Origin of the sequence: Sphingomonas sp. SKA58 (assembly GCF_000153545.1) — a bacterium.
GTDB lineage: Bacteria > Pseudomonadota > Alphaproteobacteria > Sphingomonadales > Sphingomonadaceae > Sphingobium > Sphingobium soli.
This window is the reverse complement of sequence record NZ_CH959306.1, coordinates 1,459,454-1,478,023: the sequence shown is the minus strand read 5'-3', so window position 1 is coordinate 1,478,023 and position 18,570 is coordinate 1,459,454. Positions and strand designations below refer to the sequence as shown.

Annotated in this window: 15 protein-coding genes, 1 tRNA gene and 2 pseudogenes; 10 read left to right on the top strand and 8 right to left on the bottom strand. The window is 58.9% G+C overall.

The genetic code is table 11. The annotated features are described in order from the left end of the window. Positions 1-21 precede the first annotated feature (21 nt). On the bottom strand, positions 22-495 hold the full coding sequence (locus tag SKA58_RS07690; protein ID WP_009821827.1) for an Lrp/AsnC family transcriptional regulator: 474 nt from the start codon (positions 493-495) through the stop codon (positions 22-24). A 176-nt stretch (positions 496-671) separates the two neighbouring features. Between SKA58_RS07690 and SKA58_RS07685 the strand changes: the two genes are divergently transcribed. The 4 genes from SKA58_RS07685 to SKA58_RS07670 all read left to right on the top strand — a co-directional run bounded on the left by SKA58_RS07685 (position 672) and on the right by SKA58_RS07670 (position 5,114). Beyond that, on the top strand, positions 672-2,429 hold the full coding sequence (locus tag SKA58_RS07685; protein ID WP_037542735.1) for a sensor histidine kinase: 1,758 nt from the start codon (positions 672-674) through the stop codon (positions 2,427-2,429). Between the two features lie 52 nt (positions 2,430-2,481). Beyond that, positions 2,482-3,519: a polysaccharide deacetylase family protein gene (locus SKA58_RS07680; RefSeq protein ID WP_009821825.1), complete on the top strand. Its 1,038-nt coding sequence runs from the start codon at positions 2,482-2,484 to the stop codon at positions 3,517-3,519. A gap of 25 nt (positions 3,520-3,544) precedes the next feature. Next, a tRNA-Ile gene (locus SKA58_RS07675) sits at positions 3,545-3,620 on the top strand. 162 nt (positions 3,621-3,782) lie between these two features. Further along, on the top strand, positions 3,783-5,114 hold the full coding sequence (locus tag SKA58_RS07670; protein ID WP_009821824.1) for a tyrosine-type recombinase/integrase: 1,332 nt from the start codon (positions 3,783-3,785) through the stop codon (positions 5,112-5,114). Here the strand turns inward: SKA58_RS07670 and SKA58_RS19400 are convergent. Continuing rightward, positions 5,074-5,346 (bottom strand): helix-turn-helix transcriptional regulator, encoded by a 273-nt coding sequence (locus SKA58_RS19400; protein ID WP_081600903.1) that lies wholly within the window; start codon positions 5,344-5,346, stop codon positions 5,074-5,076. The genes SKA58_RS07670 and SKA58_RS19400 overlap by 41 nt on opposite strands. Before the next feature lie 1,704 nt (positions 5,347-7,050). Between SKA58_RS19400 and SKA58_RS07665 the strand changes: the two are divergent. The 4 genes and pseudogenes from SKA58_RS07665 to istB form a co-directional block, all read left to right on the top strand. Beyond that, a pseudogene (locus SKA58_RS07665) lies at positions 7,051-7,353 on the top strand (IS21 family transposase); the annotation flags it as partial. Between the two features lie 172 nt (positions 7,354-7,525). Continuing rightward, positions 7,526-8,725 (top strand): IS256 family transposase, encoded by a 1,200-nt coding sequence (locus tag SKA58_RS07660; RefSeq protein ID WP_037542386.1) that lies wholly within the window; start codon positions 7,526-7,528, stop codon positions 8,723-8,725. Positions 8,726-8,781: 56 nt separating this feature from the next. After that, a pseudogene (gene istA / locus SKA58_RS07655) lies at positions 8,782-10,011 on the top strand (IS21 family transposase); the annotation flags it as partial. Continuing rightward, positions 10,001-10,807: an IS21-like element helper ATPase IstB gene (gene istB, locus SKA58_RS07650; protein WP_009821099.1), complete on the top strand. Its 807-nt coding sequence runs from the start codon at positions 10,001-10,003 to the stop codon at positions 10,805-10,807. The pseudogene istA and the gene istB, both read left to right, overlap by 11 nt. A 695-nt stretch (positions 10,808-11,502) precedes the next feature. Here the strand turns inward: istB and SKA58_RS07645 are convergent. The 4 genes from SKA58_RS07645 to SKA58_RS07630 all read right to left on the bottom strand — a co-directional run bounded on the left by SKA58_RS07645 (position 11,503) and on the right by SKA58_RS07630 (position 15,187). After that, on the bottom strand, positions 11,503-12,279 hold the full coding sequence (locus tag SKA58_RS07645) for an SDR family NAD(P)-dependent oxidoreductase (RefSeq protein ID WP_009821820.1): 777 nt from the start codon (positions 12,277-12,279) through the stop codon (positions 11,503-11,505). Between the two features lie 243 nt (positions 12,280-12,522). After that, positions 12,523-13,620, bottom strand: a complete 1,098-nt coding sequence (locus tag SKA58_RS07640) for an LLM class flavin-dependent oxidoreductase (protein WP_009821819.1) — start codon at positions 13,618-13,620, stop codon at positions 12,523-12,525. A gap of 147 nt (positions 13,621-13,767) precedes the next feature. Beyond that, on the bottom strand, positions 13,768-14,451 hold the full coding sequence (locus SKA58_RS19125; RefSeq protein WP_232209380.1) for a TetR/AcrR family transcriptional regulator: 684 nt from the start codon (positions 14,449-14,451) through the stop codon (positions 13,768-13,770). 31 nt (positions 14,452-14,482) lie between these two features. Then, on the bottom strand, positions 14,483-15,187 hold the full coding sequence (locus SKA58_RS07630; protein ID WP_009821817.1) for a MerR family transcriptional regulator: 705 nt from the start codon (positions 15,185-15,187) through the stop codon (positions 14,483-14,485). Between the two features lie 156 nt (positions 15,188-15,343). On the opposite strand from SKA58_RS07630, the gene SKA58_RS07625 reads away from it, so the two are divergent. Together SKA58_RS07625 and SKA58_RS07620 are read left to right on the top strand one after the other, a co-directional pair. Next, the gene (locus SKA58_RS07625; protein WP_009821816.1) at positions 15,344-16,597 is read left to right on the top strand and encodes a cytochrome P450; all 1,254 of its coding nucleotides are present in this window, start codon (positions 15,344-15,346) and stop codon (positions 16,595-16,597) included. A gap of 4 nt (positions 16,598-16,601) precedes the next feature. Next, positions 16,602-16,919 carry a 2Fe-2S iron-sulfur cluster-binding protein gene (locus SKA58_RS07620; RefSeq protein ID WP_009821815.1) on the top strand — a complete coding sequence of 106 codons (318 nt, stop codon included), beginning with the start codon at positions 16,602-16,604 and terminating at the stop codon, positions 16,917-16,919. Positions 16,920-17,078: 159 nt separating this feature from the next. Here SKA58_RS07620 and ribB read toward each other — a convergent pair whose 3' ends face one another. Together ribB and SKA58_RS19830 are read right to left on the bottom strand one after the other, a co-directional pair. Next, positions 17,079-18,212 (bottom strand): 3,4-dihydroxy-2-butanone-4-phosphate synthase, encoded by a 1,134-nt coding sequence (gene ribB / locus SKA58_RS07615; RefSeq protein WP_009821814.1) that lies wholly within the window; start codon positions 18,210-18,212, stop codon positions 17,079-17,081. Continuing rightward, the coding region (locus tag SKA58_RS19830; RefSeq protein ID WP_009821813.1) for a hypothetical protein at positions 18,209-18,570 on the bottom strand (362 nt) is incomplete at its 5' end. The genes SKA58_RS19830 and ribB, both read right to left, overlap by 4 nt.

The following is an 18,570-nucleotide window of genomic DNA, read 5'->3' as shown; positions in this document are numbered from 1 at the left end:
CATTGGCGCGCCGCTGTCGGTTCAGACCGGCAGTGGCACGCCCGGCTGGTTTTTCGACGTCCGGATCGTCAGTGATGTCTTGACGCTGACGACATTGGGCGCCGGCGTTAATTTCGACGTCAGGAACTGCTGGAAGCTTTGGAGGTCCCTGGCGACAACCTTCAGGATGAAGTCGATCTCGCCATTCAGCATGTGGCATTCGCGCACTTCTGGCAGGTCGTCGACATGCTCCTGAAACGCTTTCAGGTCCGCTTCCGCCTGGCTCTTGAGGCTTACCATGGCGAATACGGTGATGGTGTAGCCCAGCATGGCAGGGTCCACGACGGCATGATAGGAAGTGATGGCGCCCGACTCCTCCAGCGCGCGCACACGACGCAGGCAGGGTGGCGCGGTCAGTCCAACCTTGCGCGCCAGTTCCACGTTTGTCATCCGCCCGTCATTCTGCAATTCGCCGAGGATTTGCAAGTCGATGTCGTCGATATTGGGGCCGGCCATTATCCTGATTATTTCCTATCCTGTGTGATGGCCTCATCATAATAATATTTCAGGGCATTGCAATTGTCCCACTATGCGACGGGTCGTTTCTGTCGCATGCCGTGCCCCTTCCCCTGGAGCGAACATCGGCCTATCGATGGGGTGGCAACGCGCGATCGCGTGGTTTGATGGGGAATATGGTGCGGTTCAACGATCTCTTGCAAACGGTACTGGCAGCGGAAAGCCGCTCTGGACTGAGCGCGGTGACGTTGTGGCGGCAGTGCGTCGATCTTCTGGCGCAGCATGATCGTCCGGACAGGAACGGCATGGCGGACGAGGAGCGGGACCTGCTGCTCGACCGGCTTTCGACCTTGCGGCCCCAGTTGAGCGAAGCGCAACGAATCGCAACGGTCGTGGAATTGGGGCGGCGTCTGCGGTCACCGGCGCTCATCTGTTTCTTCGCCAATGACCGACCATCGGTCGCAGCCGCAGCCATCGCGCGTGCCCAGCTGCCCGACCTGGCATGGGCGGAAATCCTGCAGCATCTGACGCCGACGGCCCGTGGCGTGCTTCGTGGTCGACGCGATATCGGTCCCTATACGCGCAAGGCGTTGGAAGCGTTCGGCTCGGCCGATCTGGTGCTGACCGCGGCGCCTCGAGCTGCGGATCAGGATCAGGATCAGGATCAGGAACAGGATGACGATGCGCTGCTTCTGACGGAAGAGGCAGAGCCCGATCCGCCCATGGCAAGCGCGGATGACCTGAGCGTCGCGTCCCCCAAAATTGGCGCATCCGGCCGAGATGAGGACCAAATTCGGAACCTCGTTGACCGGATCGCGGAATTTACGAGCAATCGCCGCCCGGTCGGCGAGGCACGGGCCGATAATGTGGCGCGCAATGACGCGCCTCGGTCCTTCGCATTCGAGACGGATGCCTCCGGGGCCATCCTCTGGATCGACCACGGGCCACGGGCGGCTTTGATCGGTCTCACGCTGGGCGAAGCCGCCCTGGAGGGCGGGAGTGGTCCGGACGGGCATGTGGCCGGCGCCTTCGCCCGACGGAGCGGCTTTCAAAATGGTCGCTTCACGATCGTGGATGGAGTCATGACCGGCGAATGGCGCATGTCCGCCGTTCCGTTCTTCGACGCAAAATCCGGCCGGTTTCAAGGGTTTCGCGGGGAAGCGCGGCGTCCCTATCTGCACGAAGTCGCGGCCCGGACGACGCCTGCTCCCATGGAGATCACAGGCTTGTCGGCCGATTCGCTGCGGCAATTGGTGCATGAACTGCGCACGCCCTTGAATGCGATCCTGGGCTTTGCCGAGATCATCGAGCAGGAATTATTCGGCGCGGTCGGCATGCAATATCGCGAGATGGCGGGCAATATCGCGGTAGACGCGCGGCATTTGCTGGTTGCATTCGAGGATCTGGATCTGGCCGCGCGCGTTTCGCGCGGCGATGGCAATGGCGCGCCGAAACTGATCGATCCCGACCGGCTGGTGACTCAGGTGATCGACCGTTTCAGGGAGCAAGGCGGCCTGGAGCTGCCGACGATCGACATCGCAATCGCGTCCGATCTGCCGCAGATTCTGGTCGATCCGGTTCAGGGTGAGCGCATGGTGCAACATCTTTTGCGAACGATGGTGTCCGTCGCGCCGCGGGACGAGGCGGTGACGGGGGCCTGCTGGCTGCGTCCGGATGCCGGTCATGGCTGTGTCGTGCTGGCGGTCGACCGCCCATCGACGCTGATCGGGCTTGAAGAAGGGCAATTGCTGGATCCTGGCTACAGCGCGGACGGCAATTGGGTCGATGGTCCACTGCTAGGCCTTGGATTTTCACTGCGATTGATCCGCAGCCTTGCGAGCGCCTGTGGCGGATCGCTGGAAATAGAGGCGCGCCGGATGATATTGAGCATTCCGGTTGCGGGCGTGGCGAGCGGAGCAGTCGATATCCGCTGACCGTGGGTGTCATCGCAACCCTATGGCAACCATTGGACGCTAGGGGATGTGCATGATCGCTTCTTCGCATGACGGCAACCTGCTGCTGCCTCCACTGGACCGGGATCGGATACGGCTTGAACCGGGCTTTGGCACGCGATTCATGCTTTTCGTGGACACAGAGGAGGAATTTGATTGGGACGGCCCATTCCGCCGCACCGGTCATAGCGTCACCGCGCTCGAAGGATTGGCGCGGGGGCAGGCCTATTTTCAATCCGCCGGGGTAAAGCCGATTTACGTCACCGACTATCCCATCGTGGAATCGGAAAAGGCCGTGGCGTTGCTTGGGCAATGGCGGGCGGATGGATCGGCCGACCTTGGCGCGCATTTGCATCCCTGGGTCAATCCGCCGCATTTGGAAGAGGTGAACGCCGCAAATTCCTATGTCGGCTTTCTTCCAGAGGCGATTGAACGCGCCAAGCTGGACGCTTTGTGCAACCAGATGGAGGCACGCTTTGGCGCTCGTCCGATCTGCTATAGGGCAGGCCGGTACGGCGTGGGGCCGCACAGCGCGCGGCTCCTGGAGGAAGCGGGGTTCAGGCTCGACACATCGGTGCGAAGCCGGTTTGACTACAGCGAACAGCATGGACCTGATTTTCAGGGGCTGCCCCAATGCCCCTATTGGGCGGCACCCGGCCGCTCGTTGATCGAGCTTCCCTTGTCGACGGCTTTTGTCGGGCTGGCGCGTGGCGGGGGTGAGGCGCTGTATCGCGCGGCACATAGGGTCAGGCCGCTGGCCGGCGTCCTGTCGCGCGCCCGCCTGATCAGCCGCGTGCCATTGACGCCGGAAGGCGTTCCGGTGCGAGACGCGATCGCGGCCATCGACGCGCTGATCGAAGAGGGGGTGCAACTGCTCAATTTCAGCTTCCACTCGCCCACCTTGGCGCCCGGCCATACGCCTTACGTGCGCAGCGACGCGGATCTCACGGATTTCTACAAATGGTGGGATGCGGTGCTGGCCCACATGGCGCGCCGCGGCGTCGCTCCCGCTAGCCTCGATGAATTGCTCGCAGCCGTTCCACCCCGTGCCGAGGCTTGCAAAGCGGCGTGATGCTGCCTATCCGACGCCTAAGGTGGGGCCTGTAGCTCAATGGTTAGAGCTGGCCGCTCATAACGGCTAGGTTGCGGGTTCGAGTCCTGCCGGGCCCACCAAATATTGCTTTCAAGACAGTTCTGATGCTATGATAAGCCTCTGGAATATTGGGGTTTTTCAGCGTTTTTGCTGTTCAGGACAGGTCAGGACAGACCAGGACAGTTCAGCGAATCTGTGGGCATAATTGCGGGCATGGCGGGCCGATTTGAGGGTATAATCTCATGTCGCTTACCATCGTCGAAATTAAGAATGCCAAGCCTCAGGCAAGCGATTACCGCCTTGCCGATTCTCAAGGGCTTTTTCTCCACGTCACCTCAGCCGGTGGAAAATTCTGGCGGTACCGATATCGGATCGGACCAAAGGAAAAGACGCTCACCCTTGGCCGCTATCCCGAGATGGGACTCGTCGCGGCACGGGAGGCCCATCACGAGGCACGCAAGCTCGTCTCTGAAGGCAAGGATCCGGCGCTGGAGAAGCAGAAGGCCAAGATCGCCAGGATTGAGGCTGCGAAGATAACCTTCAGGAAGCTTGCCGAAGAATGGCTGGCCGACCAGGAGCCGATCTGGTCGGTCTCGAACGCCAAGCGGGTTCGCCACCGATTTGAACGCGACCTCTATCCCCTGTTCGGTAATCTTCCGATCTGCCAGATCGAAAGCGCGCCGATTCTGCGCGCGCTCCGGAAGATCGAGGCGAGGGGCTCCATCGAAACCGCCAAGCGCGTCCGTGGCTACATAAAAAGTGTCTTCCGGCGCGCGAAGGGGGAAGGGCTCGTCGACCATGCGATCCTGCTGGAGATCGACGAGATAAAGGATGCGCTCAAGCCGGCGCGCCGGGGATCAAAGCAGCCGGCGCTTACAGAAGTTCCTGAGACCCTGGAATTTCAGAAGGCCGTGGATCGATCTACTTCGAGCCTGACCGTCAAGCTTGCTTCCCGTCTTCTGGCGCTGACCCTGGTCCGGGTGGGGGTGTTGCGAACCGCTCTCTGGAGCGAATTTGAAGGCATTGATTGGGATAATCCGGACGCAATACCCAATGCACCTATCTGGCGTATCCCTGCGAGCCGTATGAAGCTCGACGTCGAGGACAAAGGCAATCCAGCTTTCGGACATGACGTGCCACTGCCACATCAGGCCGTTGAAGTGCTCCGCGCGCTGCGGCCGTTGACGGGCGGCTTCGCACTCCTCTTTCCTAATTCGAAATCATGGCGAGAGCCGATGTCCGATGCGGCTCTAAGCACCATGTACAAACGCATGGGAGGAGGGCGATACAAGAATGTGATGGTGCCCCACGGTTGGAGATCGTCATTTTCGACCATCATGAATGAGCGGGCGGCCGAGCTCGAGCGGGATGGAGACCGGATGGTGATCGATCTGGTCCTCGCCCATGTTCCGCCAGGGGTGTCCGCATCGGAATGGTCGTACAACCGATCTCGCTATCGCAAACCGCGGGGAACGCTCATCCAGATTTGGGCCGACCTCATAACATGTGGTCTCGACCCAGCGCAGGACGTGGTCAGCCGGTACCTGAACGGTAGCCTAGAGGATCAGCAATAAACTCCTCGATGTCGCTTTCATACCAGGCGACAGAGCGCAATCCGATGCGACGGCGGCGAGGGAAGCGGCCGGCTGTTTCCAACCGATAGACAGCCGACACGGACAGCCCGGTTTTTGCGGTAACCTCAGGTTTCCGCAGGAGCCGGTCTGTTCGGCGGTCCTTACCATAAGATGACCCTGCGTCCGCAGAAGTCGCCGGGCCTAGAGGGGACTGAGATGCGTCAGACTTCATGGCGAACCTCCATTAGAAGGTCTGCCCGCCACGCGAGACTATGCCGCAATCGTCGTCGAACAGCAATGACCTCAAGTTGCTTATATGAAGGGTGTGGGGGGACGGAATTGCACCGCCCCCGCGGCGCTCTCAGCTAAACCAATGGCATTATCGTTTGTTGTGCGGTTGGCGTGGTTGCTCATCCCACTAGGGCCCACAGTACCGCGAGCACATCCATTCCAGTTTTAAACGTAGCTGCCATGATCGCCTCCATGTGCATGTCAAGGTTTGTAAACCAGTCGATGCAGACTCAGAGGAGGAACAACCACGCCCCGACACCTTCAAACGGGATACCAAGGGTCACCAGCGCTGAACCTTCAATGCCTGTTTCCCGGATATTTAAGATGGCGGCGGCGAGAATGCAAACATCGCAGCGGGGCAAATGGGATATGAACCGTCGGACATCGATAAGACAAACCGGGTCGCTAAAAGTCTCGGTTGTCGAGGTCTCCACCGATGATCTGCTGAGGCGTCGCCAGCGCTTGAAAGGGACCAATCTTTCATCTCCGCGTCCCACGCCTCGAGGCGAACAACATTTCCGCCAACAATGAATTGCTTCACTCAGGCCACCTGGATTTCAGTGGCGGCCAACGCTGGCACTATCAACCCGTTGATTACGGTGGCTCAGTCGCTAGCTCTCACGAGCAGATTTGAGCGCACTTGATATAAAAATTGGTTACGGAGACAGAGTTCGTACTTAAGCCGCATCTGATTGCAAAAAATAGAATTAAGTATCAACCGAATTTATGGAAACAACAATTCCACAACAAATGACCAGAAATTTTTCGGAGTTCGATTTAAGACGTCTTGGTACGTTATTGGATATTAGTCAAGTATGTTCTGGAAATCGCTCTTATGAAGATTGTCCCTTGCCAATCTCGATCGCGGCGGCGAATTCAAACTGTTTCATTTTTCGCCAGGTCGTAGCTGAGAGGCTGTTGGCTAAGCGCGCAATCGTACCGGGAGGCGGATTTGCACCGCCTCAACGGTTCTTTCACGCAAGATCAGAACTCATCGACCGCTCATATTTTCGGCTATGCAGATGTTAGATATTATGGTGTGTGCCAACCGGGCGCAGCGAGTATCAATGCGCAGCCAAACGTCAAGTTTCCCGACACCGCCCTTGTTCCTGACGAGGAGATCGACTGATACTATGCGGCAAGGACTTCAATGTTCACGATGCGGCTAACCAGTCCCGGGGCGAGAGCGAACCAACTCGCTGAACCGATATGGCCCGGATCGTTCGAACTGCATAACGGCCCGTGGCGCCAGCAAGCCACACCAGAGGCCTGACACACGACCGATGAAGCGCTCTGCCGAGCAAAATCAGAAAATCGCCTTGCAATCTGGGACGCATCCACACACGATCCTGCTCGATCAGTCGCACAGACTTGGAAGCTGCGCTGCGCCAGGTCGATCGACAGTATGTGTGCATTTTCCATATGCTCCTCCTTCATGCGCCGCCAGAGCGCTACTGAGCATCATACGATGCCCGATGAAGGGAGGGATCCACCGCATCAGTTCAGTCTAGGCTCCACAGGCGATCCATAGGGTGTTGATTTCCACTGAGAAGTGACCCGGGTAGGGCGTAAATTTCCACTGAGAATTGACCCATGTTGAACTCGTCCCTGGCTTTGACAAGCGAGGGTATATGGAGTGTTGGACATGGCGTTATTGAGCGTTATCCGGCGCTGGCATTTTCGCGATCATCTACCGATCCGGGAGATAGCGCGGCGCACCGGACTATCACGCAACACGATCCGCAAATATTTGCGGTCCGAGACGATCGATCCGCGGTTCAAGGTGCCTGATCGACCAAGCAAACTGGACCCATTTGCTGAGCATCTGGCGGCCTGGCTGCGGCGCGATATGGGCCGATCGCGCAAGCAGAAGCGCACGATCAAGCAGTTTCACGCCGATTTGGTGAGCCTGGGTTATGAAGGATCCTACAACCGGGTTGCCGCTTTTGGGCCGTGTCCCGTTAAGTGGTGTAACAGCGTCACCGTTGGGGCGTGAAGCGGAGGGAGCGTAGCGACCGGAGCTTCATGCCCCAACGGTGGCATGGCTTCTGTCTAGGCGGCCATCGCCAATCTTCGGTAGAGTTCGGGTTGCGAAACCAATGAACCTATCGGAGACGACGATGACCACAGACAGAATGGCCCTTATTGAGCTGGTTGAAAAGGGCGCTGATGCGGATCTCGTTCGCGAGATGTTGGCATTTGCCGCTGAGCGAATGATGGAAGCTGAAGTGCAGGTGCTGACTGGCGCCGCGCATGGCGCTCGCGACCCTGCCGGGCGACAGGTCCAGCGCAACGGCTATCGAGAGCGTTCCTGGGAGACCAGGGCCGGCCACATCGAACTGGAGATCCCGCGGCTACGCAAGGGATCGTATTTCCCATCCTTCCTTGAACCCCGTCGGACTGCCGAGAAGGCGCTGACGGCGGTGATCCAGGAAGCCTATGTCCAGGGCATTTCGACGCGATCGGTCGATAATCTCGTGAAGGCCATGGGCGCTACGGGCATCTCCAAGAGCGCCGTCAGCCGACTGATCCAAGAGATTGACGAACGGGTTAACGCTTTCCTCAACAGGCCAATCGAGGGCGAATTCCCTTATCTGTGGCTCGATGCGACCTACATCAAATCGCGCCAGGGTGGCCGGATTGTGTCGACCGCGACGATAATAGCTGTCGGTGTCAGCAACGATGGCCGCCGCGAGATACTGGGCGTCGACACCGGGCCAACCGAGGCCGAAACCTTCTGGAAGGGCTTCTTGCGCTCTCTTGCCGATCGCGGGCTCCGGGGCGTCAAGCTTGTCATTGCAGACGATCACAAGGGCCTACGCGCCGCTGCCAGCAAGGTTTTCCACGCAACCCAGCAACGCTGTCGGATTCATTGGATGCGCAATGCGCTCGCCCATGTTTCCACTAAGCAGCGTGCTGCCGTCACCGCCATGATCAAGACAATTTTCGCGCAGGAAACTGCTCAGGAGGCTCATAAGCAATGGCAAACAGTCGCCGATGCCCTGCGTGATCGCGCTCCCAAACTTGCTGAGATGATGGATGGCTCCCGCGAAGACGTCCTCGCTTACACAGCCTTCCCGAAAGAACATTGGCCGCAGATTTCCAGCACAAATCCCCTGGAACGTCTCAACGGAGAGATTAAACGAAGGTCCGACGTTGTCGGCATCTTTCCCAATGACGCGGCCATTGTACGCCTCGTCGGAGCCCTCATGCTCGAACAGCAGGACGAATGGGCCGTGGCTCGCCGATATATGACACTTGAAAGTCTCGCCACCGTCAGCGACAATCCCCTCATCAGTTTGCCCGGCGTGGCAGCCTGATCCAGTCCGATCCTCTACCGAGGATACCCGCTGTTACACCATCCCCCGGGACACGATCCGCTTTTGCTCGGGACTGGCGCGAAGATTATCGGCGCCAGCAACAGATTGGCGGGCGTGGGACATTCGTGCCCCTGTCGTTCGCGCCGGGGGAAGCTTTCCAGTTTGATTGGAGTGAGGACTGGGCAATCATCGCCGGGGTTCGGACCAAGCTGCAGGTCGCGCATTTCAAGCTCAGTTACAGCCGGGCATTCATCGTGCGCGCCTACCTGCTGCAAACCCATGAGATGCTGTTCGACGCCCATAATCACGCCTTCCGCGTGCTGGGCGGCGTGCCGCGCCGGGGTATCTATGACAATATGCGCACGGCCGTCGACAAGGTCGGGCGTGGCAAGGAACGCACCGTCAACGCACGCTTCCTGACGATGGTCAGCCACTATCTGTTCGAAGCTGAGTTCTGTAACCCGGCTGCGGGATGGGAAAAGGGGCAGGTCGAGAAGAATGTCCAGGATGCGCGGCACCGTCTGTGGCAACCCACGCCGCAGGTCGAAAGCCTTGATGCGCTGAACCTGTGGCTGGAGGAGCGCTGCAAGGCGTTATGGGAGGACATCCCTCACGGGATCGAACCCGGATCGGTTGCCAATGCCTGGGCCGATGAATCTGAGTGTCTGATGGTTGCGGGCAGGCCCTTCGATGGTTTTGTGGAATATCGCAAACGGGTATCGCCGACGTGCCTCATCCACTTTGAGCGCAATCGCTACAGCGTACCGGCCTCTTTCGCCAATCGCACTGTCAGCCTGCGCGTCTATCCTGATCGCTTCCAGGTCGTCGCCGAGGGGCAGCCAATCTGCGCACATCAGCGCATCATCAACCGCTCTCACGACGGTCCAGGTCATACGGTTTATGACTGGCGCCATTATCTGGCGGTCGTGCAGCGCAAGCCCGGCGCCCTGCGCAACGGTGCGCCCTTCCTTGAGCTACCCGATGCGTTCCAGCGTCTGCAGCGACATCTGTTGCGCAATCCCGGCGGCGACAGGGAAATGGTCGAAATACTGGCGCTGGTTCTTCATCATGATGAGCAACTGGTGCTGACGGCGGTCACCATGGCGCTGGAGGCTGGCGTTCCGACCAAGACCCATATCCTCAATCTGCTCTATAGGCTGGTCGACGGAAAACCGATCTCCACGCCGCCGGTGACGGCGCCCCAGGCGCTCAAGCTGGTCAGCGAACCGATGGCCAATGTCGAACGCTATGATGATCTGCGCAAGGAGAAGCGTCATGCGTCATGACCCTGCCAGCGGCGCCATCGTCGTCATGCTCCGCAGCCTCAAGATGCATGGCATGGCGCAGGCCGTCACCGATCTCATGGAACAGGGATCTCCAGCGTTCGAAGCCGCCATCCCGATCCTCTCCCAGTTACTCAAAGCCGAGACAGCAGAACGGGAGGTTCGGTCTGTGGCCTATCAGCTCAAGATCGCGCGCTTCCCTGTCTATCGCGATCTGGCCGGCTTCGACTTTACCAGTAGCGAGGTCAATGAAGCTCTGGTGCGTCAGTTGCATCGCTGCGACTTCATCGACATCGCCGACAATATCGTGCTGGTCGGCGGTCCTGGCACCGGCAAGAGCCATGTGGCAACGGCGCTGGGCATCCAGGCCATCGAACATCATCGAAAGCGCGTCCGCTTCTTCTCGACGGTCGAACTGGTCAATGCGCTCGAGCAGGAAAAAGCACAGGGCAAGGCCGGTCAGATCGCCAATCGCCTCCTGCACTCCGATCTCGTTATCCTGGATGAGCTTGGATATCTGCCGTTCAGTGCTTCAGGTGGCGCGCTGCTCTTCCACCTGCTGAGCAAACTCTACGAGCGCACCAGCGTCATCATCACCACAAACCTGAGCTTCAGCGAATGGGCCACCGTGTTCGGCGACGCCAAAATGACCACGGCGCTCCTCGATCGGCTTACCCATCACTGCCACATCCTGGAGACCGGCAACGATAGCTTCCGCTTCAAAAACAGCTCTGCCAAGCAGGCCAGAACCCAAAAGAGAAAACCACGGGTTGACCCACCCGTGACACCCGAAACATAATCCGCAGACGGGTCACTTCTCGATGGAAAACCCGGGTCACTTCTCAGTGGAAATCAACATAGATGAAGCTCAGCATTAAGTTGAACGGCCCTCCGAACCTCCGGTGTGACCCTGCAGCGTATCGACTGGATTGCGGACCTAGCTAGGCCTGTGGATTGCTGACCGGATCGAATGCTACTCAATTTCGGTTGCGCGAAAAAAAGGGAGGCTACTGCAGCGCGGAGGGTTGCTGCTAAATCACAGGGGACGCGCAGCATCGAAGGATGCTCACGAGTATCCTGTAATCACCTTCGCCAGCTTTGCATGCTGCACCGGCACGGTAAGTGTCGATATCAATCCATTTCTTCGAGCTTGGGATCCTTCCATGTCGTCGCCTGATATCGGAAACCATGTGTGGTCAGCTTTTCATGCGTGAATCCGGCCCACTCCAGATCGGGATGCCTCCTTGCTGTATCTGAACGTGCTGGTAGGTCTCTCGGGTGAACCATCGCTGGACGCGACAGGGAAAGAGCATTATCTAATTAAGGATGCGATCAGGCAAAGCATCGCAGTGCTGACGGCTGAGTGGATCGATTGAGGGGCATTGAGCGGCTGAAGGGCCGGCTCCCATAAATGGAACCAGCCCTGCCAACACAAGCACATCATTCGAGCGACCCCAAGCAGTTGATGGCATGCCCTTGATCGGGCCGCCTAAGCTAGCGAACCGAAACCAGCCCGCCATCGACCGCAAGCATCTGGCCGGTAATGAAACGCGAAGCGTCGCTCGCGAGAAACACCAGTACCGGCGCCAGTTCCTTGTCAGCGTCTCCGAACTTTCCTCCAAGCGGAATGGCAGTTTGGACCTCATGGTCATGTCGTGCGAGCGCTTCCGGCGACAAAGCGTCCCGGAATTTCTGATACATGGGCGTGACAACATAGGGGAGTACCGCGTTGACCCGGATCCCGTCTGGCCCCCACTGTCGGGCAACCGATCGTGTCCACGTATGGACCGCGCCCTTGGTCGCGCCATAGACAGCATTGTCCGGCTCGCCCGTCAGACCTGATTCCGAACCGAAGTTTATGATCGCCCCATTACCGCTAGGCTTCATCGCGAGATAGGCGGCGCCATTCGTATTCATGGTGCCCAGAACATTTATGTCGAACAGGCGGCGGTACGCGGCTTCGTCGACCTGGATGACGTCAACGAAGGATTGCACGCCCGCGACATTTACCATCACGTCCAGGCCGCCCAATCGCGCAGTGGCTTCTCCAAAAGCCTTGTCTACCGCGCTGCGATCCGTAACATTGAGTAGTTGAAAGGTCGCTTGACCCGGTCCGTGCTCATTCGCCTCAGCGGCCGTTCGATGTCCGAGTTCTTCTTGCAGGTCCATTGCGACGGTCATTGCGCCGGCGGCTACGTAGGCCCGCACGATTGCTGCACCGATCCCCTGTGCGCCGCCAGTGACGATTATCTTCTTGCCAGCGAGGTCCATTCCAAAACTCCTGATTAAGTCCGCGATGGGCGGGAGAGGGTAGTCAAAGCTCTGTCCCGCGCCGACGAGAGACGGTAGGCGCGAGATAGGTTTTTCATCTGCCTCGAACCCGTCTGTCCGACCCGCTGCTCCCGCGTCGCGCGTTGGGTTTACCAGCGGAACGGTTCTGCAAATCTGGACGACGAGGTTCGAAAGCTGCATCAAGAGCGGTGAACGCCGTCTTCTTGATGGAGATGTCATGCGTCAGGCAGGAACAGTTGCTCCCACTTTTGGCATAACCTCTTGCGCAAAGCGCTGGAGCGACTCATTTGCGGGCGCCATGTCGTCAATATTGTCATGCGAATTGATGCACAGCATGCCCCATGGCCCGACCTTGTCGACAAGAGCCTCAATCTTTTGTGTCACGGTTTCGCTCGAACCGCAGAGCCACACGTGCTCGGCAAGGAAATCCATGTCGACTTCATCGGCGCTGATATCGACCCCAGAATCCTTGATGATCCCGTCGAGCAGCTTGAACTTCTTGTAGATCGGCAGGAGATAATGCTCCCAGCTGTAGCCAAGGCCGCCAGAGATCGCACGGCGCTTCGCTTCCGCATCAGTATCCGCGACGAACACCTCGCGACAGACGCGAAGCCGCTCCCGTTCCGGCGTAAAGCCCGCTTCTCGCATGGCGGTCGACCAGGTTTCCCAGTGCGAAATCATCTGATCGACACCACCAAAAAACGATATCGGGCTGTAATTGCGCGCGCCGGCGAACTTCATCGAATTCGAATTGGCCGAGAGCGCGGTGACGGCGATTTCGAACGGCGACTCTTTCCATAACCCGTTCTTGGCGATGGTCACGTCATAGCCGGGCATATCGTCAGGACCTGGAAATCCTGCTCTGTAGAAATCGCCTGCGAAGCGGAACGGCTCTTCCTGCCAGACCTTCTCCATGATCGTGAGCGCCTCGATCTGCCGGGCGGGCAATTGCGACAGATTCTCGAAGCCGTGCAGGATCGCGTCGGTATGGTGACCGCCTGGGCCGACGCCGAGATAATAGCGTCCTTCGAGCACCTGACTGAGCCAACCGATGCGGATCGCGAGCGTTGCAGGGTCATGATAGGGGAGAAGGTGCGCCATCGGCGCGAACCGGAGCTTTTCCGTCACCATCGCGGCAGATGCGATGATCGCCTCGGGCATGGGAATATTTTCCAGGGCAAGCGTATAGTGCTCACCAACAAGAAAATCAGAAAAACCCGCCTTGTCGCATATCTGCGCCAGTTCGATGGACCAGTCGAAGATCTGCTTCGGGGTCCGCTGAGGCTGGTTGTAGGGGGTGTGGAACAATCCGCACTTCATCACGCATCTCTCCTGTGCCGGGGGCCTGACGCTCTTGGAAAGCAGACGTCAGGGCAGGGTTACTGGCAGCCTTTCACAGCAGCTCTCGTCGTTACCGGACACAAATGACCGCTTATTAAGCGATTCGTCAACATCAATGTTGATGATCTATTTTTTCCGCGCGGCCGTGGGTGGCTGCAGCCCTTCCATGACGAGGCGCAGGGCGCGATCGAATTCGCGATCGCGGTCGTCCTGATCCCATTCCGTCGCGCCGGCCGCCAGCATCATGGTGAGGCGGTGAACTTCGGTGATAGCGAAGTCGGATCGAATGAGGCCGGCACGCTGGGCGCGTGCGATCGGAACGGAGCAGACCCCCTCCATGCGAGCGCGCAGCACGGCGATTGCCTGGCGACCTTCGGCGCCATGCTGGATGGCTACTGCGTTGGCCAGCGCTGCGTAATCGGTGCGGCTCTCGCACATCTTCCTGACCATCAGGAGAAAGGTGTCGGGCCGGTCGTGATGTTCGTCCGCTATTGCTGCGACATCCTCGATGCGACGTTCCATAACCGCAAGAGCGAGCGCGTATCGATCGGCAAAATTCCGGTAGAGCGTAGTACGGCCGACGGAAGCCTCCGCAGCGATCGCATCAAGCGCCACGGCATATCCGTGCCTTGCGAATATCGTCGCCGCCGCTGCGATAATCCGCTCACGCCGATCTTTGGCATCTCTGCGCACACCCAATTCCATTCGTCTTATCCGGACAATATTGTCCGTAACCGTTCCAGTTGTTTCTAACCAGCCTAATCGAAAAGGGTTTGGCGGTCGAAAATCCCTTCTGGCGTTTGCTGGCACGATGTCTGGATCGGAAGAGAGCCGCGACGGCCTAGCGGTCGCCCGTCTCGAGGGACCGATGTACATTGGTCATAAAAGCCTTGATCCGGAGAAGGCCGAAGAAATCGAGCATCAGTGGCAGAGCTATCTGGAGCATCCTGGCGGCATCTTCTTCACTAATCGCGCCATCCGACCCGCTGAAGAATATCGATGCCTCATGCCGGGCGACCAGTTCGGCGGCTTCGCGATAGAAGCTGATATTTTCCGGAGGAAAGCCCTGTTCCTCGACAAATCCCGCTTCCCGTATCTTTCCCCATATTTCCACAAGTCGCGCATCGGTCAGGCTAAGGCTCCAACCGCTCTCGGTCGGCAAAAGCGTCAGCATCCCCATGGCCTCGAACGCACGGGCATCGCGTTCGGCGCGGGGATAGCGCTCGGAAAGGCTTTGCAACGAGACCGATGTCGGTTGCTCCAGTCCGAAAGAGCGTGACAGCAAAGCCTCGAGGTGACTGTAAGCCGATGCGGGGCCTGGGCGTTCGAGCGCCTCCCCCGACAGAGCGGATCTGATCTCCTTGAGCGTCATGCGCGAAGTCTGTTGCAAATGCCTGATCGTGGCGATGCCGCTGACGTGACCCTCGTCATATTCCGCAGCATTGCGCGCTGGGCGCTGTGGCTCTGGTAGCAGGCCTTCACGGATCATGATCCGTATGACCTCGCGATCTACACCGGTCCGCTCTTCTAGTTCGCGCATCTTCATGTCGACTACCTAAGCGCCTGACCGCGTTCGGCGCAAATGTTTCGGATCAACGCCAGCGTTGAAATTTCTTGCGCGGCATTTTCCGTGCGTGTAAAGAACACGCATGGCCCGGGAACGGCTGGGCATGTTGAGATAAGGAGAGCGATCTTGGCTACGATGCCTGAACATGTCCCTGAAACGATGTCGCGCGCCCGCGCTCCCCGCCCGGAGCATATTCCCGAGCAATATGTGCATGAAATCGACATGTATGCGCTCGAAGGCATCGAGCAGGGCTATCATGAGGCGTGGAAGAATATCCCCAAGCCCGACATGCCCGATCTCATCTGGACCCCCTTTACCGGTGGTCACTGGATCGCGACCAATGGGGATACCGTACGCGAGGTCTACAGTGATCCTACCCGCTTCTCGAGCGAGGTCATTTTCCTGCCGAAGGAAGCTGGCGAAAAATATGAGATGGTCCCGACCCGCATGGATCCGCCCGAGCATACGCCTTACCGGAAGGCGCTCGACAAGGGGTTGAGCCTTGCCCAGATTCGCAAGGTGGAATCGAAAGTGCGCAAGGTCGCGGTCGATCTCATCGACAGTTTCGTCAGCCGGGGCGAATGCGACTTTTCGGCCGAATATGCCAATGTCTTCCCTGTCAGGGTCTTCATGGCGCTTGCAGATCTCCCCGAAAGCGACGTGCCCACGCTCAGCCGCTTCGCCAAGATGATGACGCGCCCGGAGGGCAACACGCCCGAGGAAATGGCCAAGCATCTTGAGGAAGGCAATAAGGGCTTCTTCGCCTATGTCGAACCGATCATCCAGGCCCGTCGAGGCAAGGAGGGCGAAGATCTGATCACCGTCATGGTGAATGCCGAGATCAACGGCGAGCGGATCACGCATGACAAGGCGCTCGGTCTCATTTCCCTGCTTTTGCTGGGTGGTCTCGATACGGTCGTGAACTTCCTCAGCTTCATGATGATCCACCTTGCGAAAAACCCGCAGGTCGTCGAGGAATTGCGCGCTGATCCCCTGAAGCTGATGCGCAGCGCGGAAGAGATGTTTCGGCGTTTTCCGGTTGTTTCCGAGGCGCGCATGGTCGCGAAGGACCAGGATTTCCGAGGCATCGAACTCAAGCGGGGCGACATGATCTTGCTGCCGACCGCATTGCATGGCCTGGACGACCAGTTGAACGACGATCCCTGGCGCATCAATCTCGAACGTCGCGGCATCTCGCACAGCACCTTCGGCGGTGGTCCTCATCGCTGCGCCGGCCTCCACCTTGCGCGCATGGAAGTGATCGTCACCATCGAGGAATGGCTCAAGCGCATTCCCACCTTCGCCATGAAGCCAGGAGCGCAGCCTATCTATCATTCCGGCATTGTTGCAGCTGTCGACAATGTCCCTCTTATCTGGTCGGAGCGCTGAACTTATGCCGAGTATCAATGTCATGACGCGAACGGGCGAGTCGCGCATAATCGAAGTGGTTGAAGGCATCAGCGTAATGGAAGCGGTGAGGGACGCCGGGATCGACGAGCTGCTGGCGCTATGTGGCGGATGCTGTTCCTGCGCGACCTGCCATGTCTATGTGGCTGAGGAGTTTGAAGACCGGCTGCCCGCGCTCTCCGATGATGAAAACGACCTGTTGGACAGTTCCGATCACCGGAACGAGCGCTCGCGTCTGGCCTGTCAGCTCGTGGTCAATGCGGGCATGAACGGGATGGCGTTGACGATCGCGCCTGAAGACTGACCTTACCCGATAGGACGACTAAACTGCGGAGCGCGCCCTACCGGTCGCGCTCCGTACGTCGTTCGAGCAGTGTATGTTGGCTTATCGCGTCAGGTCACCGGGCGCTGCATGCGCTTCAGGGGAATGCCGGCGAGCCGGCATTCCCGATGGCGATACAAGTCAAGCCTGCGACTGCACCAGGCGCATGGCCGGCTCAACAAGCGGTCGCTTGGCCACCACCTTCAGACCAAAGCCTTCCAGCGCAGTCATTTTCGTCGGGCTTGAGGTGAGAAGGATCATTTCTCCTACCCCCAGATCAAGCAACATCTGCGCTCCGATACCGTAGTCGCGATAGCCGTGCGTGTCGGAATAGGCTTTGCGGTTGCCCTTGATCCGCTCCGAAATCGATGACGGATTGGGATCGGATACGAACACCGCCACGGCTGGCCCGTCATACTCCGAAAGTGCAGCCAGTGCTGTCGGGACATAGTTGCGATGTGCTTCCCGCCAGCCCAGAATATCCGCCGTCAGATCCAGCTGATGCACGCGCACCAGCGTCGGTTTATCCTTCGTAGGCGAGCCCCGGACGAGCGCGACATGCTCGGCGCCGTCTATCTTGTTGCGATAGACGATCACCTGGAAGTCACCATGCCAACTCTCGAACGGCGCCTCAGCCACGCGCTCTACCAACGTCTCAAGACGTCGACGGTAGGCGATAAGGTCGGATATCGTCCCGACCTTCATCTTGTGTTCGCGAGCGAAGCGCAGAAGATCAGGCAAGCGACTCATCGTGCCGTCGTCATTCATGACCTCGCAAATGACGCCAGCAGGCGTGAGGCCAGCCAGACGCGAGATATCGACGGCTGCCTCGGTATGGCCAGCGCGAACCAGCACGCCGCCGTCGCGGGCGGTAAGCGGGAACACATGTCCGGGCGAGACGATATCATGCGCCTGCTTGGAGGGGTCCACCGCTACGGCAATGGTATGAGCCCGGTCATGCGCCGAGATCCCGGTTGAAACCCCTTCGCGGGCTTCGATCGAGACGGTGAACGCCGTGCCATGACCGCTTTCGTTTCGGGTTGCCATCGGTCGCAGATCGAGTTGCTTGGCGCGTTCGTTTGTGATCGCTAGGCAGATCAGGCCACGGGCATGGGTCGCCATGAAGGTGATGATCCGCGGTGTCGCGAACTGCGCGGGAATGATGATGTCGCCTTCGTTTTCGCGATCCGGCGCATCCACGAGAATATAGGGAAGCCCGTTGCGCGCATCCTCGATGATCTCTTCGATCGGCGCAATTTCACCATAGTCAGTCATTGGAAAAAGCCTTTGAAATATGCGGTAACATGCGGTGGAAGTGAGGCGACGGCGACGCCGTCGGTAAAGTCCCGGACGTAGCCGACGATGCTGGTCGCGGTGTCGAAATGGTCTTGGGAATAGCTGTGGCAGGCGTCGCGCATCGCTGGCGCGGCGTTGAGTGGCACGGCCGGCGAAAGATCAACCAGATGCCGCCGGCCTCGGGCGACGAAAACGCCGCGCTGAAGCATGATTGCCAGGTCGAGGTCGTCCCCGCTGAAGTGCTCACGCGCCCACGACGCAAAGCCTTTCATCATCGGTTTGCCAGCAAGATGCGGTGGCTCGACTACATGATGATCCTGAACGTACCAGTTGTGGA

Excerpts from the sequence above, each read along its gene's own strand:
- SKA58_RS07690 (WP_009821827.1), bottom strand. The coding sequence starts at position 495 with ATGGCCGGCCCCAATATCGACGACATCGACTTGCAAATCCTCGGCGAA.
- SKA58_RS07685 (WP_037542735.1), top strand. The coding sequence starts at position 672 with ATGGTGCGGTTCAACGATCTCTTGCAAACGGTACTGGCAGCGGAAAGC.
- SKA58_RS07680 (WP_009821825.1), top strand. The coding sequence starts at position 2,482 with ATGATCGCTTCTTCGCATGACGGCAACCTGCTGCTGCCTCCACTGGAC.
- SKA58_RS07670 (WP_009821824.1), top strand. The coding sequence starts at position 3,783 with ATGTCGCTTACCATCGTCGAAATTAAGAATGCCAAGCCTCAGGCAAGC.
- SKA58_RS19400 (WP_081600903.1), bottom strand. The coding sequence starts at position 5,346 with ATGAAGTCTGACGCATCTCAGTCCCCTCTAGGCCCGGCGACTTCTGCG.
- SKA58_RS07660 (WP_037542386.1), top strand. The coding sequence starts at position 7,526 with ATGACCACAGACAGAATGGCCCTTATTGAGCTGGTTGAAAAGGGCGCT.
- istB (WP_009821099.1), top strand. The coding sequence starts at position 10,001 with ATGCGTCATGACCCTGCCAGCGGCGCCATCGTCGTCATGCTCCGCAGC.
- SKA58_RS07645 (WP_009821820.1), bottom strand. The coding sequence starts at position 12,279 with ATGGACCTCGCTGGCAAGAAGATAATCGTCACTGGCGGCGCACAGGGG.
- SKA58_RS07640 (WP_009821819.1), bottom strand. The coding sequence starts at position 13,620 with ATGAAGTGCGGATTGTTCCACACCCCCTACAACCAGCCTCAGCGGACC.
- SKA58_RS07630 (WP_009821817.1), bottom strand. The coding sequence starts at position 15,187 with ATGAAGATGCGCGAACTAGAAGAGCGGACCGGTGTAGATCGCGAGGTC.
- SKA58_RS07625 (WP_009821816.1), top strand. The coding sequence starts at position 15,344 with ATGCCTGAACATGTCCCTGAAACGATGTCGCGCGCCCGCGCTCCCCGC.
- SKA58_RS07620 (WP_009821815.1), top strand. The coding sequence starts at position 16,602 with ATGCCGAGTATCAATGTCATGACGCGAACGGGCGAGTCGCGCATAATC.
- ribB (WP_009821814.1), bottom strand. The coding sequence starts at position 18,212 with ATGACTGACTATGGTGAAATTGCGCCGATCGAAGAGATCATCGAGGAT.